Source organism: Nonomuraea sp. NPDC049378, from assembly GCF_055586745.1.
The window spans coordinates 190,817-215,083 of record NZ_JBVJHP010000010.1 but is presented as its reverse complement, the minus strand read 5'-3'; the positions used below and the strand labels follow the sequence as shown (position 1 = coordinate 215,083).

At 72.0% G+C, this 24,267-nt stretch carries 21 protein-coding genes and 1 pseudogene; 6 read left to right on the top strand and 16 right to left on the bottom strand.

Translation table 11 applies throughout. The annotated features are described in order from the left end of the window. The first annotated feature begins 1 nt into the window (after position 1). A complete protein-coding gene (locus ACZ6SA_RS23010; RefSeq protein ID WP_347643415.1) occupies positions 2-2,800 on the top strand; it encodes a helix-turn-helix transcriptional regulator in 2,799 nt (932 codons plus the stop codon). Positions 2,801-3,008: 208 nt separating this feature from the next. Here ACZ6SA_RS23010 and otnK read toward each other — a convergent pair whose 3' ends face one another. The 10 genes from otnK to ACZ6SA_RS22960 form a co-directional block, all read right to left on the bottom strand. Continuing rightward, positions 3,009-4,238 carry a 3-oxo-tetronate kinase gene (gene otnK / locus ACZ6SA_RS23005; protein ID WP_465830215.1) on the bottom strand — a complete coding sequence of 410 codons (1,230 nt, stop codon included), beginning with the start codon at positions 4,236-4,238 and terminating at the stop codon, positions 3,009-3,011. A gap of 175 nt (positions 4,239-4,413) precedes the next feature. Beyond that, entirely contained in the window at positions 4,414-5,349 is a 936-nt protein-coding gene (locus ACZ6SA_RS23000) for a hypothetical protein (protein ID WP_465830213.1), read from the bottom strand. 70 nt (positions 5,350-5,419) lie between these two features. Then, positions 5,420-6,187 carry a MauE/DoxX family redox-associated membrane protein gene (locus ACZ6SA_RS22995; protein ID WP_465830211.1) on the bottom strand — a complete coding sequence of 256 codons (768 nt, stop codon included), beginning with the start codon at positions 6,185-6,187 and terminating at the stop codon, positions 5,420-5,422. 10 nt (positions 6,188-6,197) lie between these two features. Further along, the gene (locus tag ACZ6SA_RS22990; protein ID WP_347643419.1) at positions 6,198-6,797 is read right to left on the bottom strand and encodes a cell wall protein; all 600 of its coding nucleotides are present in this window, start codon (positions 6,795-6,797) and stop codon (positions 6,198-6,200) included. A 10-nt stretch (positions 6,798-6,807) separates the two neighbouring features. Continuing rightward, positions 6,808-7,257 carry an RlpA-like double-psi beta-barrel domain-containing protein gene (locus tag ACZ6SA_RS22985; protein WP_347616316.1) on the bottom strand — a complete coding sequence of 150 codons (450 nt, stop codon included), beginning with the start codon at positions 7,255-7,257 and terminating at the stop codon, positions 6,808-6,810. 141 nt (positions 7,258-7,398) lie between these two features. Further along, positions 7,399-8,658, bottom strand: coding sequence for a cytochrome P450 (locus tag ACZ6SA_RS22980; protein WP_465830208.1), 1,260 nt, complete (start codon positions 8,656-8,658; stop codon positions 7,399-7,401). Then, on the bottom strand, positions 8,655-9,254 hold the full coding sequence (locus ACZ6SA_RS22975) for a GTP-binding protein (protein ID WP_347643421.1): 600 nt from the start codon (positions 9,252-9,254) through the stop codon (positions 8,655-8,657). Before ACZ6SA_RS22975 ends, ACZ6SA_RS22980 begins: the two co-directional genes overlap by 4 nt. Continuing rightward, positions 9,235-9,588: a DUF742 domain-containing protein gene (locus ACZ6SA_RS22970; protein ID WP_465830206.1), complete on the bottom strand. Its 354-nt coding sequence runs from the start codon at positions 9,586-9,588 to the stop codon at positions 9,235-9,237. The genes ACZ6SA_RS22975 and ACZ6SA_RS22970 overlap by 20 nt, the downstream gene beginning before the upstream one ends. Next, positions 9,585-10,013, bottom strand: coding sequence for a roadblock/LC7 domain-containing protein (locus tag ACZ6SA_RS22965; RefSeq protein WP_347643423.1), 429 nt, complete (start codon positions 10,011-10,013; stop codon positions 9,585-9,587). The genes ACZ6SA_RS22970 and ACZ6SA_RS22965 overlap by 4 nt, the downstream gene beginning before the upstream one ends. 67 nt (positions 10,014-10,080) lie before the next feature. Further along, the gene (locus tag ACZ6SA_RS22960) at positions 10,081-11,688 is read right to left on the bottom strand and encodes a sensor histidine kinase (RefSeq protein WP_465830203.1); all 1,608 of its coding nucleotides are present in this window, start codon (positions 11,686-11,688) and stop codon (positions 10,081-10,083) included. A gap of 355 nt (positions 11,689-12,043) precedes the next feature. On the opposite strand from ACZ6SA_RS22960, the gene ACZ6SA_RS22955 reads away from it, so the two are divergent. Next, positions 12,044-13,081: an endo-1,4-beta-xylanase gene (locus ACZ6SA_RS22955; RefSeq protein ID WP_465830201.1), complete on the top strand. Its 1,038-nt coding sequence runs from the start codon at positions 12,044-12,046 to the stop codon at positions 13,079-13,081. 27 nt (positions 13,082-13,108) lie between these two features. On the opposite strand, the gene ACZ6SA_RS22950 is transcribed toward ACZ6SA_RS22955, so the two are convergent. From ACZ6SA_RS22950 to ACZ6SA_RS22935, 4 genes and pseudogenes are all read right to left on the bottom strand, one after another. Further along, a complete protein-coding gene (locus ACZ6SA_RS22950) occupies positions 13,109-14,338 on the bottom strand; it encodes an MFS transporter (RefSeq protein WP_465830199.1) in 1,230 nt (409 codons plus the stop codon). Then, entirely contained in the window at positions 14,338-14,781 is a 444-nt protein-coding gene (locus tag ACZ6SA_RS22945; RefSeq protein WP_347643427.1) for a MarR family winged helix-turn-helix transcriptional regulator, read from the bottom strand. The genes ACZ6SA_RS22950 and ACZ6SA_RS22945 overlap by 1 nt, the downstream gene beginning before the upstream one ends. Positions 14,782-14,816: 35 nt before the next feature. Then, a complete protein-coding gene (locus tag ACZ6SA_RS22940) occupies positions 14,817-15,215 on the bottom strand; it encodes a GNAT family N-acetyltransferase (protein WP_465830369.1) in 399 nt (132 codons plus the stop codon). 1,437 nt (positions 15,216-16,652) lie between these two features. Next, a pseudogene (locus tag ACZ6SA_RS22935) lies at positions 16,653-17,009 on the bottom strand (SAM-dependent methyltransferase); the annotation flags it as partial. 201 nt (positions 17,010-17,210) lie between these two features. Here ACZ6SA_RS22935 and ACZ6SA_RS22930 point away from each other — a divergent pair. Together ACZ6SA_RS22930 and ACZ6SA_RS22925 are read left to right on the top strand one after the other, a co-directional pair. Then, entirely contained in the window at positions 17,211-18,206 is a 996-nt protein-coding gene (locus ACZ6SA_RS22930; RefSeq protein ID WP_347643430.1) for a hypothetical protein, read from the top strand. A gap of 137 nt (positions 18,207-18,343) precedes the next feature. Next, on the top strand, positions 18,344-21,133 hold the full coding sequence (locus ACZ6SA_RS22925) for an AfsR/SARP family transcriptional regulator (RefSeq protein ID WP_465830196.1): 2,790 nt from the start codon (positions 18,344-18,346) through the stop codon (positions 21,131-21,133). A 49-nt stretch (positions 21,134-21,182) separates the two neighbouring features. Here ACZ6SA_RS22925 and ACZ6SA_RS22920 read toward each other — a convergent pair whose 3' ends face one another. Beyond that, a complete protein-coding gene (locus ACZ6SA_RS22920; RefSeq protein ID WP_465830194.1) occupies positions 21,183-21,794 on the bottom strand; it encodes an NADPH-dependent FMN reductase in 612 nt (203 codons plus the stop codon). Between the two features lie 82 nt (positions 21,795-21,876). On the opposite strand from ACZ6SA_RS22920, the gene ACZ6SA_RS22915 reads away from it, so the two are divergent. Further along, a complete protein-coding gene (locus ACZ6SA_RS22915) occupies positions 21,877-22,548 on the top strand; it encodes a TetR/AcrR family transcriptional regulator C-terminal domain-containing protein (RefSeq protein WP_465830192.1) in 672 nt (223 codons plus the stop codon). 54 nt (positions 22,549-22,602) lie between these two features. Continuing rightward, positions 22,603-23,775: an alpha/beta hydrolase family protein gene (locus ACZ6SA_RS22910; RefSeq protein ID WP_347643434.1), complete on the top strand. Its 1,173-nt coding sequence runs from the start codon at positions 22,603-22,605 to the stop codon at positions 23,773-23,775. A gap of 40 nt (positions 23,776-23,815) precedes the next feature. Here the strand turns inward: ACZ6SA_RS22910 and ACZ6SA_RS22905 are convergent, their stop codons facing one another. After that, positions 23,816-24,226: a DUF7144 family membrane protein gene (locus ACZ6SA_RS22905; protein WP_347643435.1), complete on the bottom strand. Its 411-nt coding sequence runs from the start codon at positions 24,224-24,226 to the stop codon at positions 23,816-23,818. Positions 24,227-24,267: the final 41 nt, after the last annotated feature.

Sequence of the window (24,267 nt, the reverse complement as noted above, 5' to 3'; positions counted from 1 at the left end):
CGTGAAAGGTCTCCTCGTCGGGCGCTCTGCCGAGCTGGCCAGGCTCGTGCGGGTGGTGCGGTCGGCCGCCGACGGCATGGCGGGCGTCGCCCTCGTCGGCGGTGACGCCGGCATCGGCAAGACCCGGCTTGTCACCGAGCTTGTCGCCGAGGCCCGTGAATGGGGTTTCCACGTGCTGGCCGGCCAGTGCGCCGAGCTGGGCGACGCGCTGCCCTACCTGCCGCTGGCCGACGCGCTGCGCGGCGCGGAGCCGAAGGTGCGCGAGGCCGCCGCCGCCCATCCGATGCTGGGCCAGCTGCTCCCCGGCACGGAGAGCGCGCAGTCGGCGGGCCTCACCCAGCAGCGGTTGTTCGGGTCGCTGCTCGGGCTGCTGGCCGACGTGCAGCCGGTGCTGTTCGTGATCGAGGACCTGCACTGGGCCGACCGGTCCACCCGTGACCTGCTGGTCTTCCTCAGCCGCATGGTGCAGACCGAGCGCGTCTGCGTCGTCGGCACCTATCGCACCGACGATCTCCACCGCCGCCATCCGCTGCGCTCGGTGCTGGCGGAGCTGAAGCGGCTCCCGACGGTGACGCACGTCGAGCTGGGGCCGCTGAGCGAGGGCGACATGTCTGACTATGTCGCCACGATGGGTGAGGTGGGCGTCCGGGAGCTCGGGCTCATCGTGTCCAGGGCCGACGGCAACCCGTTCTACGCGGAGGAGCTCTTCGCGGCCATGGCCGAGGGTGACGAGCTGCCCGACGAGCTCGCCAGCCTGCTGATGACCAGGGTCGAGGTGCTGTCGGAGGCCGGGCAGCGCGTGTTGCGGGCCGCCGCCGTGGCGGTGCGCAGGGTGGAGGACGAGCTGCTGCGGGAGGTGTCAGGGCTGCCGCTGGCGGAGTTCGAGGAGGCGGTGCGGGAGATCGTCTCGCGCGGGCTGCTCAGGGTCGACGGCTACGGCTACGCCTTCCGCCACGCGCTGCTGCAGGAGGCCGTCTACACCGACCTGCTGCCCGGCGAGCGCACCAGGCTGCACGCCGCCTTCGCCCGGTTGCTGTCCTCTCCCGCCGAGCTGGCCCACCACCATCTCGCCGGCCACGACCTGGCCGGGGCGCTGGCGGCCTCCGTCGAGGCGGGCCGCCAGGCCGCGCTCCTCGGCGCGCCCGCCGAGGCCCACGAGCACTACGAGCGGGCGCTCAGCCTGTGGGAGCGGGTCGACGGGGCGGCCGGGCTCGCCGGGGAGAGCCGGGAAGGGCTGGCGTTCCGCAGCGCCGTCACGGCGGCCGGCAGCGGCGACAACCACCGGGCGATCATCCAGCTCAGGGCCCTGCCACCGACGTCCGAGGTGCTGGAGCGGCTCGCCTACTACCTCTACGAGGTCGACGACCAGCAGGCCGCGATCGCGGCGGCGGAGCGCGCGGTCGAGACGGCGCGCGACCGGCCCGAGCTCGCCCGCGCCCTGGCCACCCAGGCCCGCACGCTGCTCTGGAGCCCGCGCCACCACGAGATCGAGGGCCTCACCGCCCGCGCGCTCGACGTCGCCCGCGCGTCCGGGGCCAGAGACGCCGAGGTCGGGGCGCTGCTCACGCTGGCCACCTACGTCGAATACCGAGGTGACGCCGGCAGGGCCCACGAGCTGGTCAACATCGCCGCCGCCGAAGGCTCCGGCGACCTGGCGATGGACCTGCGCGCCCGCTTTCACCACGCCCGCATCCACTACGAAGGCGGCCTGCTCGACCACGCGGCGGAGGTGACCGACGAGGGCATCCGCATGGCGTTCGAGACCGGCCTCAAGTGGAGCACCTACGGCACCGACCTTCGCTTCCTGCGCTTCCTCATCCACTACGTCGCGGGCGAGTGGGACGAGGCGGAGACGGTCGCGGGCGGCTTCCCCGCCCGGGTGGGCACGCTGCCCGAGGCCATCCTGTCGTCCTTCGCGCTGTTCGTCGAGGTGGGGCGCGGCCTGCCGGCGGTGGAGAGCCGGCTGGGGTGGTTGCGGCCGTTCTGGTCCGACGACCTGGCCGCCTACATGTCCCGGGGGCTGGCCGCCGAGCACGCCCTGTGGAACGGCGACCCCCAGGCCGCGCTCGACCACGTGCACGCGGTCATGGCCCGGCTGACCGACGGCGAAGCGGGCAACATCCGGCTGGCCGCCATCGGGCTGTGGGCGCTGGCGGAGCTCGGCAGCACCGACGGCGCCGACGCCCTGCGCCGCCGCGCCCGCGACGCCATCGAGGCCGGCCCCACCGGCGAAGGCAACCATCTCGGTCCCGAGGGCCGGGCCTGGGGCCTGCGCGTGGAGGCCGAGTGGCACCGCGCGCACGGCCGGCTCGACGTGGAGCTGTGGCGGCAGGTGGTGGAGACCTTCGACTACGGGTTCGTCTACGAGACGGCCCGTGCCCGCTGGCGGCTGGCCGAGGCGCTGCTCGCCGCCGGCGACCGCGAGGAGGCCCAGGCGGAGTGGGATCTCGCCAGGGAGACGGCGGGCAAGCTGCGTGCCGCGCCGCTGGAGAACGCGCTGCACGACTTCGGCCGCAGGGCCCGCTTCGGAGACGCGGAGCGCGGGGGCCGTTCCGGCGGTGCGGGGCGCGGGGGCCGTTCCGGCGGTGGCCACGGGGCCGGCGGCGGAGGGCTCACGGCCCGCGAGTCCGAGGTGCTCCGCCTGGTCGCGGAGGGGCTCACCAACCGGGAGATCGCCGAGCGGCTGTTCATCGCGCAGAAGACCGTGAGCGTGCACGTCTCCAACATCCTGGCCAAGCTGGAGGTGTCCACCCGCACCCAGGCCGCCGCGGCGGCCCGCCACCGGGGGCTGCTCGACTGAGTGCGTGGCCAGACCAGGGATACGCCCGCTGAGTGCGTGGCCAGACCAGGGATACGCCCCGCGCCGCCGCCCGGCCTCCCACTCGACCGGGTCTTCGTGAGGGCCCGGTCGGCGGGTTCGGGCTCGCGGAGTCGTTGTGAGGGTCCGGTCGGCGCTCGGGCTCGCCGGGGTCATTGAGAGGGCTCGGCCGGCGGTTCGGGCCTGCGGGTTATCGTGAGGCGTCCACCAGCAGGCCGGCGTCGCCGAAGTTGCCTGACTTGAGCAGGAGCGCGAGACCGGAGGCCGTGTGGATCCAGGGCACGCCCCGCGCCGCCTCCACGCCGATCAGCCCGCCCGGCACGCCGAGCGCGCTCACGATGGCCCCCGAGGTCTCGCCGCCGGCCGAGACCACGCGGGTGACACCCCGCTCGACCAGCCCCTGCGCGACGCGGCCCAGCGCCGACTCCAGGATCGCGGCCGACCGCTCCGCGCCCACGATCTCCTGCACGCGGCGCAACACCGAGGGTTCGGCCGATGCGTAGACGAGGGGCGCTCCGGCCTCGACGTCCAGCGTGTCGTACCAGGCGAGCGCGTCCCGGGCGAGCGACCCGGGGTCCTGGTCGGCCAGCGCGTCCAGCCGGTAGGCCGGCCTGCCCGCCTCGATCATGGCGGCGACCTGCTCCAGCGTACGGGCCGAGCAGCTGCCCGCCAGCACCGCCGCGGCACCCTGCGGCGCCGGGGCGGGCGGGTCGTCGTGCCCGGACCGCGCGTGCGCCGCGGCGAGCCCGCCGGCGAGCCCGGCCGCGCCCGCGACCAGCGGCGCGCTCGCCAGCGCCCGCCCCGCGGTCACGAGGTCGGCGTCGTCCACGGCGTCGACGAGGGCGTAGCGCACGCCCTCCGCCCGCAGCTCGGCCAGCCGCCGCCCCATCGCCCCGGCCCGGACCTGCGCCAGCGTCACGACGCCCGCCCGGTGCGCGCTCTGGCCCTCCATCAGGCGCGGCAGGTACGAGTCGGTCATCGGGGTCAGGGGATGGTGCCGCATGTGCGACTCGGCGAGCAGCACGTCACCGACGAAGAGGTAGCCGTTGTACTGCGTGCGCCCATGCTCGGGCGAGCTGGGCGTCATGGCGACCAGGGGCACGTCCATGGCGCTGGCCAGGGCGTCGAGGACCGGCCCGATGTTCCCCTCGGCCGTGGAGTCGAACGTGGAGCAGTATTTGACGTAGACCTGGCGGACGCCGCGCGAGCGCAGCCGGCCGAGCGCGGCGAGCGACTGCGCGACCGCGTCCGCCCTGGGGGCGGTCCGGGTCTTCAGCGCGATCACGACCGCGTCGTGCCCGGGTGGTTCCGCCGCCTCCGGCGGAAGCCCGAAGAACAGCACGGTGGGGATGCCACGGCGGCGCAGGGCCACCGCGACGTCGGTCGCACCGGTGAAGTCGTCCGCGATGGCGCCGATCATCGAAGCCCCGAGGCCTGGTGGGAGTCGAACATGATGCAGACGCTATCGGCGTGCGCCGCCGCTGCTGACCGGGGGGCATCGTGTGTGTCCCCGAGGTTCGGGGGACTCGGGACCCGCGGTCTCGGGGCTCAGGACGGCCGCCGTGCGCCGCCGTCCACCGGCTCGGCCCGGGGGCTCACAGGTCGCGGAAGAGGAAGTAGTTCTTGTGGTCCGCCTGGAGGTAGTGGTGGAACTTCGTGGCCTTGGCACGGGCCGTCCTGTCGGCGGTGACGGCCGTGACGACGACGTACTTCTCGACCGCTCCTGAGCGGATCTTTCCGTAGACGAAGTCGTCGAGCACCTGGTCGCGGCGCCACTTCACGGCCTTGGCGGGCAGCTTGGCCAGGCGCGTCGCGGCGGTCTTGGCGGCAGCCTCGTTCGGGAACGACATGATGACCTGGACCGCCTTGAGGTGCCCCGAGTAGGCCGAGTAGGCGAGCTCGACGGCGCGCTCGCACTGGTTCCTGGCCAGCTCGCCCTGCCCGTCCAGCGTGTCGCAGCTGTCGTACGTCCAGCCGCCCGTCTTGTCGGCGGTGAAGCTCACGCCGTCCAGGCGGAACTTCCAGTGGGGGAACTCGTCGTGCGTGATCGGCGCCCCGGGCTCGGGGCGGTTCGGCTCGCCGGGGTTGGTGCTCGGCTGTGCTGAGGGTTCCGACGTGGGATCGGCGCTGGGCTCGGATGGACGGCTGGACGTGGGCTCGCCGGACGCCGAACTCGACGGAGCGTCCGACTGCGACGGGGAAGGGGTCTGCAGGGCGACGGTGGGGACCGGGTCCGGGGCACCCGTGTACGCGTACACGCTGTACGCGCCGCCGGCCAGCAGGATCACCGCCACGGCCGCGACCACGCTGACGATCAGCACCTTGTTGGGCTGCTCGGGCGGGGAACCGTACGGGATCGGGCCGGAGTAGCCGGGCGGGCCGTACGGCGAGGCCGGGACCGTCGGCGGGTCGTAGTCGCCGCCCTGAGGAGATCCGTAGCCGCCCTGGCTCGGAGGAGGCCCGTAGCCGCCCTGGCCGGGCGGGGGACCGTAGCCGGGCTGTGGTTCCTGAGGCTGCGGAGGAAATCCCATCACCCCATTGTGGGGGTATTCATCCCTTCTGTACCACCTGCCCCGGCAATGCGTGCCCGATGGCCTCCGGTCAGACGCCCGTCGGCTCGCGGACCAGGGTGACCCGGACGGCCGAGGGGTCGTCGCCGGTGAGGGGGACGGCGAAGACCGCCGTCCGCTCGCGTGCCCCGTAGACGACGAAGCGCAGGCCGTCCTCGTCCCAGGTGTCCTGGACGTCCGTGGTGAGCTGCGCGGAGGCCGAGCAGTACGCGGGGCTGCGGTAGAGCAGGTGCAGCGAGGTCGCCAGCGGGACCTGTGCCGGAGGGGGAGCGGCGAGGGGGCGGCGCAGCCGTACCAGGAGGCGCCGCGAGGGGACGAGCCAGTGGCGGTCCAGCTCCGCCGAGAGGGCCAGCAGGACGGCGACCTCCGCGAGGGCGAGCGCCGCGAGCGGCGGGCCGGGGTCGGCGGGGAGCGCGAGCAGGCTCGCGACGAGCAGGAACGCCGCGCGGGCGAAGGCGCGCAGGTCCACGGGGCGGGAGTGGGTGCCGAGGCACCCGCACGACGCGGTGGGCGCGGCGACGTGCGCGTAGGCCAGGTACGCGAGGAAGCCGGCGCAGAGCGCCGCGGCGGCCGCGGCCTCCAGCGGAAGGAGGGGTGGGAGCAGGAGCGCGGCGGCCACCGCGAGTTCTGCGAGCGCCACGAGCCGGAACGCGGGGACCGCGCGCGCCGGGCCGACCAGCCGGGCCAGGGCGGTGTGCCCCGCCCCTGCCCGCATCCGCCGGCTGAGCAGTTTCATCAGGCCCGCCCAGACCAGGAAGAGGGCGATCACGTACGGCTGCGACGCGGCGATCCCGTGCATGTGGACGCTCCTAGTGCGGGGAGAAGACGGTGGCGATGTCGACCTCGTTCGTGTCCGGCCGCCAGGCGCCCAGGATCTGCACGTGCTGGCTCACTTTCAGCATCGACAGGTCCGAGGACGGCGGCGCGTCGGACCGGATGGCGACCGACTTCCCGGCCACGACGTGGCAGAGCACTTCCTTGCCGTGGTGGTCGAGGTGGAGGGTCTGGTCCTTGATGTTCGTGATGTGGCCCTTGATGTTGACGATGTTCAGCCACACCGATTCGGCGGCGAGCTCGCCGTCCGGCATGCGCACGCCGCGGGCGTAAAGGCCGTCACCGGGCTTGGCCTGGTCGAACGGTACGGGGCCCAGCTTCCACAGGCTCGTGCCGTCGACGACCCTGATGCGGTGGAACACCGCGTTCGAGCCCAGGACGAGGAGCGTGTTGTCCTTGATCGAACGGATGCGGCCCTCGGCGAAGTCGGGGTCGGGGGCGCCGGGTTCGAGGTCGGGGCCTGACGTGGTCGCGAAGGCGGCCTCGGGGCCGAGCGAGCCCAGCGCTGTGGCGGCGACCACGCCGGCGCCGCCGCCGAGCACGGCGGACTTGAGCAGGTCTCTTCTGCTTCTCATCGTCGCCCCCTCACCCGGTCGCGATCTCGCACGGCCGCAGGCCGGTGGACAGGCTGGCGATGCGGCTGTAGGCCGCCGGGGTGAGGTCGATCAGCCGGTTGTTCGCGCAGGTCGAGCCGCAGCAGCTGCGCTCGCCGCAGAACAGGTCGGTCTGCGGGCCGCAGTCGGCGATCGCGGTGACGACGCTGGCGCCACCGCACAGGGACGTGGTGCGGTGCCGGAATCCGCAGGTCCTGCGGGAGAGGCTGACGCCGCACCTGTCGGGACGGGTGATCGACCAGCAGGCGTCGGAGGCGTTCGGCCAGGCGTGCTGCAGGCTTCCCGAGTTGCAGGTGCCGCAGGCGCCCTTTCCTGTGCTGCTGCACGGTCCCCATGCGGTTCCGCAGCAGAACCAGGAGACTTCGCCTTGGACGGGGCCGAGTAAGTCGGCGGGAGGGTCGGTGGACGGGTTACGCGCCATGCGCGTCCTCCTAGGGGGTGGGCTCCGGACGAACCTTGAGGAGGTACTGAAACTTTCCGACTCGATCTATGAGTACCATGTAAGGATTTTTCGTCAATATCCCAATTGAGTCGGGATTCGCCCGGTATGACCCCTCCGGCGTTACACCCCGTCCCAGGAGCCCTGCCGGGGAGCGGTCGGGCTGAAGTGCACCGGCAACGTCTCCAGGTTCCGCATCCACATCGACCGCCGCCAGCGCAGCGCGTCCGGCGGGACCGCGAGATCCACGTCGGGCAGCCGGTCGAGGAGCACCTCGACCGCGGTCTCGGCGATGACCTCGCCGAGCTCCGGCGCGGGATAGGGGCAGCTGTACTCGCCGTGCCCGAAGGACATGTGGGCCCGGTTCGCGCCGGGATCGGACTCGTCCGCCGGCTGCACCTGCGGGTCGGCGTTGGCGGCGGCCAGGCCGAGCACCAGCAGGTCGCCCTTGCGGATGCGGCGCCCGCCCAGCTCGCAGTCCTGGGTCGCCCAGCGTCCCGGCGCGTTGCGCAGAGGCGGATCCCGCCACAACACCTCGTTCATGGCCTGCCCGGCGCTGCTGCGGCCGCCCTGCAAGGTGATCGAGAACCGGTCGTTGACCAGCATGAGGCGGAGCGTGTTGCTGATCCAGCCCGCGGTCGGGGTGTTGGCCACGACGAGCATCACCCCGAGATCCATGTCCGCCTCCTCGTCGCCGAGCCCCGCCGGGTGCGCGATCAGCCGCGAGGCGATGTCGTCGCCGGGAACCTCCCGCTTGGCGGCCATGAGCGTGCTCATCCTGTCGCGGAGCCAGGTGTAGGCCGCGTAGGTCTCGCTGGTGGCGTCGAGCACCACATTGACGTTCGTGACCACGTCGTCCATGTCGGCCTCGGGCATCCCCATGAGCCGGGCGATGACCTGGGCCGGGATCCGTCTGGCGTACTGGGTGACCAGGTCGGCCCTGCCGTCGCCGGCGAAGCCGTCGATCAGCTGGTCGGACACCTGCTCCGCCAGCATGGCCAGCTCCGTGCGGTCGACGCCGTCCATGGCGTCGCCGATCGCGCCCGTACGCCGCTGCCGCTCCGCGCCCTCGGTGAACAACACCGTCGGCTGCCAGCGGAAGGTCGCCGTCAGGGGCCCGTCAGGGGGCACGTGGTCCCACACGTTCCAGCGCCTGGAGTCGCGGCCGAACAGGTGCGGCATGCCGAACACGTGGTGCAGCTCGCGGTAGCCGATCACGAACCACGCGGGTACGCCGTCGTCGAGCAGCACCGGCACCACGGTGCCGTGCTCGCGCCGGAGCCGCCGGTAGAGCTCGTCCGGGTCCTCGTCGAGGGCCGGCCCGTGGAGCGGCACGGCGTCGGCGTGGTCGGGATAGCCGGACAGCGCGGCCTTCTCCGTCATGACAGGGTCTCCTGGGCGGGGGCGTACCAGGTGGTGAGGTGGCGCAGGAGCGTGACCAGCACGTCCTTGCAGGAGTGCCGGAGCCGGGCGTCGCAGTCGACGAGCGGCACCGAGGGCGGCAGCGACAGGGCATCGCGTACGGCGTCCACGCCCGGCCCTTCCGTGAACCGGTTGACGGCCACGACGAAGGGCATGCGGTGGTGTTCGAGCCGGTCGATGGAATACCACGAGTCCTGCAGCCTGCGGGTGTCCACCAGGACGACCGCGCCGAGGCTGCCCGAGAAGAGCTGGTCCCAGACGTACCAGAAGCGCTGCTGGCCGGGCGCCCCGAACAGGTAGAGCACCTTGCTCTCCGTCAGCGTGATCCGGCCGAAGTCGAAGGCCACCGTGGTGGTGGTCTTGCCGCGCACCCGGCGGGTGTCGTCGATGCCGGCGCCCGCCTCGGTCATGACCTCCTCGGTGCTGAGCGGGCGGATCTCGCTCACCGCGCCGACCATGGTCGTCTTGCCCACTCCCAGGCCGCCCACGATCACGATCTTCAGCGCGTCCGCCGCGGTCGCGCGCAGCGGTGCGCGCTCAGAAGTTCTGGAGGGCAACCAGCACCTCCTTCAGCAGCTCAGGACTCGGCCGGGCCGACCGCAGCGCGGACGGATGGCGTACGGTGATCCGGCCCGTGTCCAGCAGATCGCACAGCAGGATCTTCACCACGCTGACCGGCAGCCGCAGTTGCGCGGAGAGCTCCACCACCGCCGTGGGCCGCCGCGTCAGCCGGAGGATCTTCGCGTGCTCCGACTGCATGCCGGGGGCGGGCTCGCACTCGCTGACGATGAGCGACACCGAGTCGAAGGTGCTCTCGTCGGCGCGGGTGCGTCCCCCGGTGACCATGTAGAGCCGGTCCGGAGCCTCGTCGTCGACGGGCCGCTGCCTCATCTGGAACCGCCGGCCGCCGGCCGCGGCGCCGCGCTGAGGTAGGTGCCGATCTGCTCGACCAGCTCGTTCATGTTGTGGCCGACCAGGCCGACGTCGGCGTCCTCCGCGGCGATCACGGCCAGATGGGCGCCCGCGCCCGCGGGCACGATCAGCAGCAGGCCGCCGGGGAACTCCACCATCGCCTGCCCGGACCCGATGGCGGTGCCGAACTCGGCCGACGCGCTCACGGACAGGCTCTGGATCCCGGAGGCCAGCGCGGAGAGCTGGTCGGCACGGTCCCGGTCGAGCCCGGAGGTGTGGCAGAGCTTGAGCCCGTCCCTGGTCAGGACCAGCACGTGGGCGATGCCCGGGGTCTTCTCCCTGAGGTTCTCCAGCAGCCAGTCGAGACTGCTGTCCGTGGTCGTCAAGGCGTCCGTAGAGTTCATCGGGAAAGAATGGGGCGCGCGTCCCGCACGTCGGCCCCTGCCTCCTATCTGTGAATCGAAAAGCCGGTCAGGAGTCGGGGCTCGCGGCGGGCCCGCGCCCGCCGGCCTGGCGGAACGCGGCGACCCTGGCGGCCGGGTCGCCGCCGTCGCGTACGCGCTCGGCGGCCGGGGCGGGCCTGTCCCTGGTCGCCTCGGCGAGGGTCTGGCCGCGGCGCCGCTTGGGCAGCGGCCCCTGGGTCTCCTCCTCCGGATCGGGCGCCGGCGGCGCGGGGGCGGGCACGGCGGGCGCAGCGGGCACGGCGGGCGCAGCGGGCACGGCGGGCGCGGTGGCCACGGCGGGCGGCTCGTCGTCCGGGCGCGGCCGGGTGATCAGGCGGCGCGGGATCAGCACCACGACGCCGGTGCCGCCTCTGGCCGAGGGCCGGAAGCTGACCATCAGTCCATACTTGTCGACCAGGCGGCCCACCACGGCCAGGCCCAGCCTGGTGCCCGACAACATCCGCAGGTCGAGCGGCTCGGACACCAGCTTGGCCGCGCGGTGCCGCTCCCGGGAGCGCATGCCGAGGCCGCTGTCCTCGATGGTGACCACGACGCCGTTGTCCTCTTCCTCGACGTAGACGTGGACCTCGGTGCCGTGGGCGGAGAAGGCGGCCGCGTTGTCCATCAGCTCGGCCAGCGCGTGCATCACGCCCTCGGCGGCGTACCCGGCGACCGCGACCGTGCTGGTCGAGTGGAGCCGGACGCGCCGGTAGGCGCCGATGCGGCCCATGGCGCCGCGCAGCACGCTCTCCATCGTGATCGGCCTGGTCCACCTGCGTCCGGAACGGCCGCCGCTCAGCAGGGCGATGTTGTCGGCCAGCCGGCCCGTCTGGGAGACCCGGTGGTCCAGGTCGAGCAGGTCGGCGAAGACGTCCTCCTGGTCGCCGTACCGCTCCTCCAGTTCGCGCAGCCGGGCCAGCAGGCTGGTCGCCTGGGCCTGGACGCGGGCGGCGGCGCCGGCGCAGGCACGCATCGCCGCCGTGCCCTTGCGCTCGCCCTCGCCGATCTGCCGCGCCGCCTCGCTCAGCAGCCCGCGCAGCGGGCCGTGCACCGGCTGGCGCACCTCCTTCAGGGCGTCGTCCACCGGCTGGTGGCCCGACTGGACGCGTTTGACCAGCTCGGGCAGCGCCTCGTCGGCCAGCCTGACGACCTCGGCCTCCAGCGACGCGCCCGCCGCCCGGGCGGCGGCGGCCTCGCGGGCGAGCAGGTCGAGTTCGTGGCCGGCGGCCTTGACCAGCCGCTGGAGCAGGTCGTCGGACGGTTGCGTCACCTTGGCGAGCGCGTCGACCGTGGGCACGCCCTCGCGTACCTGGCCGCCGAGCTCCGGCAGGGTCTTCTCGGCCAGCCGCAGGGCCTCCCGCTCCAGCAGGGCGACCCGCCGGCCGTCCCGGTCCGCCTGCTCGCGGAGCGCGCGGGTGGCCGCCTGCTGGTGAGCGAGCGCGGCGGCGGCGCAGGACAGCAGGGCCGCCGCCACTCCGCCGACGGCCGCCACAAGTCCGGTGGCGCCGGAAGGGGCCAACGAGAGCACCCAGAGCCAGGCCGGCACCGTGACGACCAGTCCCCCGAGTAACGCGAGGGCGGCGCGGTGCCGCGGGGTGAACGTTCGCGGAGCGGGGGAAGAGGCAAGTGCTGACATCGGTGGTCCTCAAGGCCGTGACGGCCAGGCGAGCGTGTCTAACCAGGCGTTCCCGCGGGGGGAACGCTGTGTTGCCGCCTCGCGACTGATCGCGTAGCAAGCTGGGGACAAACCGTAGCATCGGTGCACCATTAAGAACAGACAGCAACGCTCTAACCTCGCGCCTCATCAGTATCACCGCAAAGATCAACATTTCGCCGTATGGGGTGAAAGGTGCGGTGTCCCGGCGTGGACCAGGGTGTTGACGAAGGGCTGCGGAGCGCTTACGTTTCCCGCGACCGCAGAAATTATCGACGTATGTCAGAAAATTTCGGAAACGCGGTCGCCCCCGCACGCTTCGCATCGGAGGTCGCCGGTGAAGCCCCTCATCATCGCCCTGGCGCTCATGCTCGCCCTGCCCGCTCCCGCGTACGCCGGCCCGCGCCAGCCGCGTGACCTGCGGGAGCTGGCCCACCAGCACGGCATCAGGATCGGCACCGCCGTCGACATCGCCGCCCTGCGCGACGAGGCCGACTACCGCAAGGTGCTCAACCACCAGTTCAACCACGTCACCGCCGAGAACGCGATGAAGTGGGAGTCCGTCGAGCCGGAGCGCGGCGCGTACACCTGGGCCGACGCGGACGCCCTCGTCCACAACGCCCACCGCAACCGCCAGCGCGTACGCGGCCACACCCTCGTCTGGCACAACCAGCTCCCGGCCTGGCTGACCGAGGGCGTCGCCGACGGCTCGATCACCCCGGCCGAGCTGAAGCGGATCCTGCGCGACCACATCACCACCCAGGTCCGCCGCTACAAGGGCAAGATCAGGGCGTGGGACGTCGTCAACGAGGTGGCGGAGGAGGACGGCAGCCTGCGGCAGAACATCTGGCTGACGAACCTCGGCCCCGGCTACATCGCCGACGCCTTCCGCTGGGCCCACCGCGCCGACCCGCACGCCAAGCTGTTCATCAACGACTACAACATCGAATGGAACACCCCCAAGATCGAGACCACGCTCTCGCTGGTCAAGGACCTCCAGGCGCGCGGCGTGCCCATCCACGGCGTCGGCTTCCAGGGACACCTCGGCATCCAGTACGACTACCCGGGCGACTGGGCGAACGTCATGCGCCGCTTCGCCGACCTGGGCCTGGAGATCGCGGTCACCGAGCTGGACGTGCGCATGGTGCTGCCCGTGACCCCCGAGAAGCTGGCCACCCAGGCCGACTACTACCGCCGGGCGCTCACCGACTGCCTGAGCGTCGAGGCCTGCAAGGAGTTCACCGTCTGGGGCTTCACCGACCGCCACTCGTGGGTGCCGGGCTGGTTCGACGGCGAGGGCGCGGCGTGCCTGCTCGACGAGAACCTGGCGCCGAAGCCCGCCTACCGGGCGCTGCTCGGAGTGCGGGCGCGATGACCTGAGCCGTGCCGGAGCCCGTCGATCTCAACTCGTGGTGGCTCCGGCCGGTTCGCCCGCGTGGGTGTCGGCCTCGGCCTGGTTGCGCTCGGCGCGCGCCAGCTCGCGGTGACCGGTGGCGAGGATGGCGATGCCGAGCAGGATCGCGCAGCCGCCGATGAGGAACGGCACGTGCACGTTGAAGTGCTCGGCGAGCTTGCCGGCCGCGAACGGCGCCAGCCCGCCGCCGATGAAGCGCACGAACCCGTACGCCGCCGAGGCCACCGGCCGCTCCACGGGCGCGACCATCATCACGGCCTGGGTGGTCAGCGTGTTGTTGACGCCGATGAACACGCCCGCGACGATCACCGCGGTGATCAGGACGGGCGGGCTGTCGGTGAAGGCGGCGATGACGAAGACGACCAGCGCGAACAGCGCGAGGTTGCCGTAGAGCGTGCGGGCCAGGCCGAGTTTCCGCTGCAACCAGGGCGCGCCGGCCACCGAGAAGATCGCCACCATCAGGCCCCAGCCGGTGAAGACGAGCCCGAGGTGGATGGCGTCCAGCTCCATCGGGAAGGGGGCGTAGCCGAGCACGGTGAAGAAGCCCCAGTTGTAGCAGAGCGCCGTCAGGCTCATGATCAGCAGGCCGCGGTGGCGCAGGGCCCTGATCGGATCGAGCAGCGAGGTCTTGCGAGGTGGTCTGGGCTGGGGGCGTACCAGCAGGATGGTTGCGACCAGCGCGACCGCCATCAGCACGGCGACGCCGTAGAACGGGCCACGCCAGCTGATGTGGCCGAGCGCGCCGCCGAGCAGCGGGCCGACCGCGATGCCCAGGCCGAGCGCGGCTTCGTACAGGATGATCGCGCCGGAGAAGCCGCCGCTGGCGGCGGCCACGATGACGGCCAGCGAGGTCGCCACGAACAGCGCGTTGCCCAGGCCCCAGCCGGCGCGGAAGCCGATGATGCCGCCGATGCTTCCCGAGCTGCCGGCGAGCGCGCTGAAGACGACGATCAGCACGAGCCCGGCGATCAGTGTCCACTTGGCGCCGATGCGGCTGGACACCCAGCCGGTGACCAGCATGGCGACCGCCATCACCACGAGGTAGCTCGTGAACAGCAGCGTCACCTGGCTCGGCGAGGCGTTCAGGTCGGCGGAGATCGCGGGCAGGATCGGGTCGACGAGCCCGATGCCCATGAAGGAGATGACGCACGCGAACGCCACCGCCCACACGGCCCTGGGCTGGCGGAACGGGCTGCCCGCCGCGTCGGCCCGCGTCATCAGGCCGCTCCCTGGTCCGGCGGCGTGGCGCCGAGGGCGCGGGCGGTGAGCCGTTCGAGGGCGGGCAGGGCGGCGGCGATGGCGGCGCGGTCGGCTTCCGAGAGCTCGGCGAGCAACTCGGCCAGCCGCTTGGCCTGCGTGCCCCGCCGCCTGGCCAGCTCGGCCCGTCCGTGCTCGGTGATGGCGACGACCACGACCCGCCCGTCCGCGGGGTCGGCCCGCCGCTCGGCCAGCGACTCGCGCTCCAGCCGGGAGACGAGCTGGGTCATGGCGGGCTGGGTGACGCCTTCGAGCGTGGCCAGCTCGGTGAGGCGGCGGGCGCCCAGGCGTTCGAGGTTGGCCAGCGTGGACAGCGCGGTGATCGACAGGTCTCTGGGCACGTCGATCAGGCGCATCATCGTCCTGACCCGGCCGAGCCCGGCGGCCAGCTCAAGATGGCTCATGGGTGCGGAATCCATAAGCCTTTTATATCATCTGCTTATATAGATTCGGCTTGCCATCCTCTCGTGAACACCGCCACCTTCGCCTCCGGGCCGGTCAGGCGCTCCCAGCCGAGTCGTTCGTACACCCTGATCGCGCCGGAGGCCTGGGGCGAGGTCAGCAGCCAGCTCCGCTGCGCGCCCTCGCACAGCAGGTCGAGGATCTGGCCGGCCAGCCCTCGTCCGCGTGCGTGCGGGGCGACCGCCAGCTCGTCGACCTCCAGAGCGCCGACCAGGAGCCGTACGGCCTGTTCGCCGAGCTCGCCGCGCACCCTGTCGTACGCGCGGCCGGTGGGGAAGGGGCTGCGGGTGGGCCACGCCGTGCCGAAGCCCAACGGCCTGCCGTCCTGTCCGGCCAGCACCGCGACGAACCCAGGACGTTCGGTGTCGGTGGCCAGGCGCCGGGCGAAGTCCGCGACGCCGGATCCGTCCTCGTTCCACGGCGTTCTTCCGGGATCAGGACCTGCTCTACATCACGTCACCCGTAACCGGGCTACGGTCCAGTAGGCCAGTTTCTGTTTAGTAAGACCTTTGGAGGATGCCGCCGGTCAGGCGAAGAGTCATCGTCGGACAGAAGACGATGGACTTCGCCTTGCTCCTCCAAACTGGCGCCTCGCGAACGATGTCGGGGCCACCGTTCAAAGGCGAACAATTTATGACCGCTTTGTAGTGTCCGCCGTTGCTGTTACTGCATTGAGCCTCCCAGCCGTCAGACAGGTACCTGCCGTTGTAGCACCCTGTCGGCCAGCCCATGGTGGACACGTCTTCCGAGGCGGGCACAGAGCCCACGCGGGACGCAGGTGCCGCAGTGGCCGCCCCTTGGAGCCCGAGGACCGCAATCGCCGTGGTGGCGACCAGTGTCGTGAATATCTTAATCATTTCTGTGATCCTTTCTCGATCGATCTGGCCGTTCTCAGGACTTGTTGGAGACGGAGGTCTCGATGCCTGCGGAAGAGGCCCGGTAGTTTCCCTGGCAGTACGCGTAGGAATCTCCCGTCTGCCTCCATCCGCCATAGAAGTCCTGCACTCTCCCGTTCTCCGGGTCCTTGCATATGACGGCAGCTCGGTAGGAGCCGCCGTTGGCGCTACTGCAACGGGCGGTCGACCCCCAGGTTTTACGAACTTCATAGCTGCAACCGGTGGGGCGCGCCATGGCGCCGGCTTCGGAAGCTAATGCGGATGCCCCTGTGCCGAGCGAGAACATCGCCAATAGCACTCCAAATGCTGGGGCGGTGACGGCCAGCCGAACGCGAGTACTCTTCGGCAATTTCTTTACCTACTTTCTCAATGGTGTTATCCGAAACCCATTTTCCTTTTGTCGCCAAGAATTCCCTTTGGCGATGGCTTAAACGCCTCTCTGTCGCCCAGTTCCATGGTCTCAAGGGGTATGCTCGCCATCTACTGCAGAATCGGACAAGATTCAAGACAAATCGGTCACATACGGAACTCCGATTGATGCCGATGAAACCTGCTGGTCGGGCAGGGCTCATCGGCTCTGGTACATGAAGCACCCGGGACAGCGGCGCGATGGGGCGTTCGCGCGCGAGTTGGAGGCCGACATTCTCAAAGTGGAGTATCCGCAGGATCAGCCCTAGAGAGCCCTGCTGATCCCTCTCTCGACGCGCGACGGTGCGGTTGACTGGCGCTCGCTCACACCTGTGCCACTGCGTCCCGCACCGTCGCGTCAGCCCCCGGCACAGTTCCCCTGTCTGCGTTCGCGAGAGCGCCAAGGAGGGCTGCGCCGGGGTTTCCTTTGCAGGGGGTCAATCGCCCATGTGTGTCATACCGTGCCGCTCCAGGCGGACACTTTTGTGTGCACAACCAGACTTGAAATGGTCGTTGTCGACGTAGGCCACGCGGGCCTCCGGCGCCTTCGCCTGCGCGATCTCGTGCACGTTGCCCTGCGTGGGCAGCCCTGAGCCGATGTCCAGGAACTGCCGGATGCCGGCCTCCGTGACCATGTGCTCCACGGCGCGGCGCAGGAAGGCCCGGTTGGCCCGCCCCGCCTCGCGGGCGTCGGGGGCGATCCGCAGGGCCTCCTCGGCGACGGCGCGGTCGACGGCGAAGTTGTCCTTGCCGCCGAGGAAATAGTCGTACACGCGGGCGATGCTGGGCTGGGTGGGGTCGATGCCCGGCGGGACCACGCCGTCTCCGGCCTCGTCCCATCCTGTGGCCTGATCGCCGTCACGCATGGAATCTCACGCCTTCATCGACCTGGGGCTGGACTGATCATCGTACGGGAGCGGCCGTTATCGGCATATGTCCGGGCTGGTGTCTTTCTCGCCCCGCCGATGCCTCCACGTCCCTGCCGACCGCACCGCCACGTTGCCAATTTTACTTGGCTGAGTTACTTTTTACCCCGCCAAGTAAAAGTCGAGGGCGGGAGCCGTGTCATGACAGGAACGGGAACGAAGGGGCGCAAGAGAGCCGCGTGGACACTGGTCGCGCTGGCGCCGATCTGCGCGGAGATGACGTTCGGCGCGCTTCCGCTGAGCATGATCTGGCTGCTGCCGCTCCTGGTGCCGATGTACGGCGCGGGCGTGCTGCTGATCAGGGAGGCGGTGCGCCGCACCGGCGGCGGCTGGCCGAGCCTGCTCGTCCTCGCCCTGGTGTACGAGCTCGCCGAGGACGGCATCGGGCTGCAGGCACTGACCAGCCCCACCCTCTATCACGCCGCCGAGTGGGGGCCGCGCGTGTTCGGCCTCAACACGACCTACTGGGAGTCGCAGATCGGCTACCACGCCGTGTTCAGCGTGATGATCCCGATCATGCTCACGGATCTCCTGCACCCGGCCCACCGCGACCGCCCCTACCTGCGGCGGGGTGGGCTGGTCGGCGTCGGCGTCGTCGCGCTCCTCGGTGTGGCCGTGTTGCGGGTGCTCATCCCGCCGGTCATGGATCCGGGCTACCAGGCGCCGCTGCCTGCGCTGGCCGCGTTCGCCGTGGCGGGCGTGGTGCTGTCCGTACTCGCCCTGAAGGTGCTTCCCGGCCGTACGCCGGCGCCCCCGGCCGGCGCGAGCGCGCCGAAGCCCGCCGTCGTGGGCCTGCTGGCCGCGCTCGCCACCGCCGCCTTCCTCGGCCTGCTCATCCCGATCGTCCCGGCGGTCGGTGGCAGGGGCTGGTGGGCGGTCGTGGCGATGATCCTGGCCGCCGCCGTCGCCGTCGCCGCCGTCGTGCTGCTCCACCGCTGGTCCGGCGCGGGCTGGACGGACGCGCACCGGGTCTGGCTGGCCGGAGGGGCGCTGGTGTCCCACACCCTGTTCGGCGCCGCCGTCATGGCCACGACCACCTTCGATCGCGTGGGCCTGGTCGGCTGCGCCGTGCTCATGGCGCTGCTGCTGGCCCTGCTCGGGCGGCGCGCCGAAGGCCGCCTCGTGCCGTCAGGCTGACCCCGGGGGGTGCCGCCCGCGCGGTGCTGGGGCGCGCACTCCCGAGCGGTCGTGTAGACAGAAGTCCTGACTCGGTGCGCTGTCGGCCGGTAACATCGAACTTCGCGTGATGTGAACTTTTCGCGGGGTGGCAATCGGTGGCTGATCTATGGTTCGGCGTCCTCGGCCCGCTGGACATGCGGGCCGGCGGGCGCAAGATCCCCCTGCACGGGCCTCGCCAGGAAAGGGCGCTCGCGGCCCTGCTGCTGAGCGCCGGCCACGCGGTGACGGTCGACCGCCTCATCGAGGTCGTGTGGGAGGAGCCGCCCGCCTCGGCCCGCCGCCAGATCCAGGACCTGGTGTCGAAACTACGGCGGGCCCTGGCCGCCGCCGGGGCGGGTGGCGACGTCATCACCACCGTACGCGGCGGCTACCAGCTACGGTCCGGCGCCGGCCGGCTGGACGCGACGGAGTTCGAGGAGCTCGTCGCGTCCGCGCGCGACGCCGAGCCCGCGCACGCGGCCGCCGTGCTCAGGCAGGCGCTCGCCCTGTGGCGGGGCGATCCGCTGGGCGGCGTGGACTGCCCAGCGCTGGCCGGCGACGTGCGCACCCTCCAGGAGAAGCGGCTGGCGGCCTGGGAGGAGTGGGCGAAGCTCGAGCTGGCCGCCGGCCGCCACCACGAGGTCACCGCCGAGCTGACCGCCCTGGTCGAGCGCCATCCGCTGCGCGAGTCGCTGGTGGCGTCGCTGATGCGGGCCATGACCGCCGCCGGCCGCGCGGCCGACGCGCTCGACGCCTACCACCGGGCGCGGGAGAAGCTGCGGGACGAGCTGGGCCTCGATCCGGGAAAGGAGCTCCAGACCCTGTACGAACGCATCCTGCGGGCCGCCGAGCCCGGCCCGCTCCCGGAGCGGCCGCCCCCGCCCGTCGCCGCGTCCCAGCTGCCCATGGACGCCTTCGGTTTCGTCGGCAGGGGCGGCGAGCTCTCCCGGCTCGACGGCCTGCTGGATCACGCCGCGCTCCAGCCGACGGCGGTGGCGATGGCCGTCGTGTCAGGTAGCGCGGGCGTCGGCAAGACCGTGCTGGTGACGCACTGGGCGCACCGTGTCCGCGACCGTTTCCCGGGCGGGCACCTGTACGTGAACCTGCGGGGATTCGATCCCGGCGGGTCGATGGTGGCGCCGGAGGAGGCGGTCCGCGGGTTCCTGTTCGCGCTCGGGGTGCCGCCGCAGGGCGTGCCGTCCGGCCTGGACGCGCAGACGGCGCTCTACCGCAGCCTGCTGGCCGGCCGCCGGATGCTGATCGTCCTTGACAACGCCCGCGACGCCGGCCAGGTGCGCCCGCTGCTTCCGGGCTCTCCCGGCTGCGTCGTGGTGGTGACCAGCCGCGACCGGCTGCCCGCCCTGGTCGCCAAGGAAGGCGCCGTCTCGCTGCCGCTGGACCTGCCGACGAGCGGCGAGGCCAGGGAACTGCTCGCCCGCCAGCTGGGGGACACGCGGGTCGCCGCCGAGCCGGACACCGTGGACGAGCTCATCGCGAGATGCGGCCGGCTGCCGCTGGCCCTGGCGATCGCCGCCGCCCGCGCTGCCGTGCGGCCCGGCGTCCCGCTGGCCGCCATCGCGGACGACCTGCGTGAGGCTCCCGGGGTGCTGGACGCGCTCGACGCCGGGGACCCGGCGACCCGGGTCAGGGCCGTGTTCTCGTGGTCGTACCGGATCCTCGGCGACGAGCCGGCGCGCATGTTCCGAGCGCTGGCGACGCACCGCGGGCCGCGCATCGGCGTCGCCGCGGCGGCGAGCCTGGCCGGCATCCCCCTGCGCGATGCCCGCTCGTTGCTGGAGAGGCTGGCGGGCGCGCACCTCGTCACCGAGGACGCCCCCGGCCGGTACGCCTTCCACGACCTGATGCGCGCGTACGCCGGAGAGCTGGCCGGCCTCCACGATCCGCCCGAGGAGCGGGGCGCAGCCCGGCGCCGCCTCAACGACCACTACATCCACACCGCGGAGCAGGCCGGCCGGCTGCTCGACCCGCACCAGGACATCCCCCTGGACGAGCCGCCGGCCGGTGTCGTCGCCGAAGAGCACCGCGACCAGCGGGAGGCGCTGGCGTGGTTCGCCGTGGAGCACGCGGCGCTGCTCGCCGCCGTCGAGGACGCGGCGCGGTCGGGGCTGGACGCGCAGGCGTGGCGGCTGGCCATGGCGCTCTACGACTACCTGGATCTGCACTCGCACCTGCACGACCAGGTCGCCGTCCAGACCACCGGCCTCGAGGCGGCCCGGCGCCTCGGCGACCGGGCGGCGCAGGCGCACGCCCGCCGCCGCCTCGGCTGGGCCTTCCGCCGCCTCGACCGCCACGACGACGCTCACACCCACCTGCGGTCGGCCCTCGACCTGTACGAAGCCCTCGGCGACGAGCGCAACCGGGCGCACGTCCACGGCAACCTGTGCGGCGTGCTCGAACGGCAGGGCCGGTACGCGGAGGCGCTCGTCCACGCGGAGCGAGCCATGGAGCTCTACACCGAGGCCGGGCTGCCGGCCTGGCAGGCTCGGGCGCTCAACGCCGTCGGCTGGCTCCACGGCCTGCTGGGCGACTACGACAGAGCCCTCAGGCACTGCGGCCGGGCGCTGTGGATGCACGAGGAGTCGGGCGATCGGCGCGGCCAGGCGGCCACCTGGGACAGCCTGGGCTTCGCCCACCACCACCTCGGCTCGCACCAGCAGGCCGTCGTCTGCTTCACCCGCGCCATCGACCTGCTCAGACACCTCGGCGACCAGTACGGTCAGGCCGAGACGTTGCTCCTGCTCGGCGACGCCCACCAGGCCGGCGGTGAGACCGGCGAGAGCCTGCGCGCCTGGCGGGAGGCCCGCGACATCCTCGTCCAGCTCAACCACCCTGATGCCGGCAAGGCCCTCGCCCGGCTCGGGCGCGACCTGGCGCCCGGGCGGTGACCAGGACGCGGCCGCTCCGGAGGTGTACCGCTCCTTTGATCGCCCGGCGTCAGCGGAGCGCCTCCTGCGGGGCGTCCGCGCGCAGCGGCCTGAGCGCCCGTGACCAGCTGATGACCTCGTCGAGCAGCTCGACGAGGGTCTCCTCCTGGTGCGGGCCGGGGGTGATCACGCCGGGGTCGGTGGGGCCGGTGAGCTCGAAGTCGGTGAACGCCGACAGCGCGACCTGGGTGCGGACGTTGGCGACCTGGAGCTCGGTCATGGACAGCCGCAGCTGCTCCACGGCGCGGGTGCCGCCGTGCACGCCGTGGCTGACGAACCCGGCCGCCTTGTTGCTCCATTCGGCGAACAGGTAGTCGATCGCGTTCTTCAGCGCGGCGGGCATGCCGCGGTTGTACTCCGGCGTGACGAAGACGAATCCGTCCAGGGACGCGATGGTCCGCGCCCAGCGCCGGGTGTGCGGGTGGCGATAGTCGCCGAACATCGCGGGCACGGGCTCGTCCAGCAGGGGCAGCCCGTGCTCGGCCAGATCGACGACGTCGAAGGAGGCCTGTCCCGCCGCGACGGCGGCGTGCCGCGCGGCGACCTCGGCGACCCACTGGGCCGCGACGGCCGTCCTGCGGTGCGGGCGGGTGCTGCCGACGATGATGCCAATTCTGATCATGGGTCTCTCCTGTCGGTGCCTGATGCAGGTAAAGTACAACGTGTATGGCAACAAGTAAAACGCTGACTGTAACTGAGGTGAAATGACCAGCGACAACAGGGCGAGACGTCGCCCCCTTGGAGGGCTGGCCGACAAGCGCAGGGCCATCCTCGCGGGCGCTCTGACCGTGTTCGCCCGCGACGGCTACACCCGTGCCGGCATCGACGCGATCGCCGCGGCGGCCGGGGTGTCCACGCGAACGATCTACAACCACTTCGCCGACAAGGCCGAGCTCTTCCAGACGGTCATCAAGGAGAGCGCGGGCCGGGCGGCCGACGCCCAGATCGCCATCATCGACCGGCACCTGCACAAGATCACCGATCTGGAGGCCGACCTCGTGGAGTTCGGCCGAGCCCTCACCGCCCCGATGGCCACCGAGCACGCGGAGCACTTCGCGCTCGTCCGCCAGGTCAACGCCGAGGCCGGGCACATCCCCCAGGCCGCCATCGACGCCTGGCAGGAGATCGGTCCCCGGCGCGTCCTGCGCCGGCTCGCCGAGCACCTGCGGCAGTGGACGGCGGGGGGCCTGCTCCACGCGGACGACCCCGAGCGTGCGGCCGTCCAGCTCATGTTGCTCATCTCAGCCGCCGGTGCGCCGCACCACGCTCCCGCCCCCAGCCGGCGGGAGGCCGACCAGGTGATCGCCTCCGGCGTCCACGTCTTCCTGTACGGCTACGGCGCTGACCGCCTCATCCCTGACGAAAGTCAGGGGTGAGGCTGGTCTTTCGGGCATGCCGGGCACGGTGCCGCAGTTCCTACGCTGCTACGCATGATCAGTGCCATCCGCGTCTCCGCGGCCGCCGTGCTCACCCTGACCCTGCCGCTGTCGGCGCCGCCGCCCGCCGCTGCGGCCGCCGCGGACGGTTCCCCGACCCGCATCGCCATCCCCGCCCCCACCGGGCGCCACAAGGTCGGCCGCGACGTCCTGCACCTCGTCGACCGCGAGCGTCGCGATCCGTGGCAGCCCGAGGCTGGCGCGCGGGAGCTGATGGTGTCGGTGTACTACCCGGCCCGCGGCGGCGGGGGCGCCGCCCCTTACATGACCACCGGCGAGGCCCGTCTCCTGCTCAAGGGCCAGAAGCTCGACACCCGCTTCGAGGCGGAACTGCTCGCAGGGGTCCGTACGAACGCCCGCGCCGGCGCCGCCCCCGCCGGCGGCCGCCACCCCCTGGTGGTGCTCTCGCCGGGCTTCACGCTCAACCGCGCCACCCTGACCACGCTCGCCGAGGAGCTCGCATCGAAGGGGTACGTCGTCGCGCTCGTGGACCACGCCTACGAGTCGTACGGCACCAGCTTTCCCGGCGGTCGCATGCTCACCTGCGTCGCGTGCGAGAAGGTGGAGAGCGCGCCCTCCGACGCGGCGAGCAAGAAGCTGCTCGCCAGGGCCGCCGCCGGCCGGGCGGCGGACCTCTCCTTCGTCGTCGACGAGCTGACCCGTACGGCCTGGAAACGATCGAAGATGATCGACCCGCGGCGGATCGGCGCCGCGGGCCACTCGCTCGGCGGCAACGCCGCGGCGAGCGTCATGGCCCGGGACCGCCGCGTCCGCGCCGGGGCGAACATGGACGGCACGTTCTTCGCGCCGGTGCCGAAGGCCGGACTCGGTGGACGGCCGTTCCTCATGCTCGGCACCGAGGCCCACTCGCCGGCCGGCGACGACACGAGCTGGCCTCGGGACTGGCGGCGCCTGGACGGCTGGAAACGCTGGCTGACCGTGGCCGGCTCCGGCCACTTCACCTTCATCGACCTGCCCGTCCTGGGCGGCCAGGTCGGGATGACCGACCCCTCAGCGCCGCTGCCGGGCAAGCGCTCGGGCGAGATCACGACGGCGTACGTGGGCGCCTTCTTCGACCGGCATCTGCGCGGCGAACACCGGCCGCTGCTGGACGGCCCGTCCACCGCCAACCCGGAGGTCACCTTCCACAACCGTTCACCTCAGTGATTCGCCCGTGCCGGGCGAGGGGCTCCGCCTGACCGCATCCTCACGGTCGGTCGGCCTTGGCTTCGCTGCCGTGGACGATGAGCGCGTACAGCACGAGCACGTCGACCGCGATGACGGCCAGCGACCACCAGGGGTTGACGGCGATCCAGGTCAGTTGGGTGAGGGCGTTCAGCATCACCAGGATGACGCCGACCACTCGGGCCCAGCTCTGGCCGGCGGTGACGGCGATGCCCGTGGCCAGGACGAGCACGCCCAGGAAGAGATGGAGCCAGCCCCAGGTGGTGACGTCGAAGAGCAGCAGCCGGTTGGGCGTCTGTACGTAGATCCGGTTGGCGAGGACGGCGGCCAGACCGGTGATGATGTTGAACAGCCCGGCCAGGACCATCATCATGCCGCCGAACCAGATCCAGCCGACCCAGCCGGTCACCTGCCGCGCAGGGTGGTAGGTCATCGAGAACCCTCCCTCTGAGCTCCTGGCTTCGTGGATGGTGA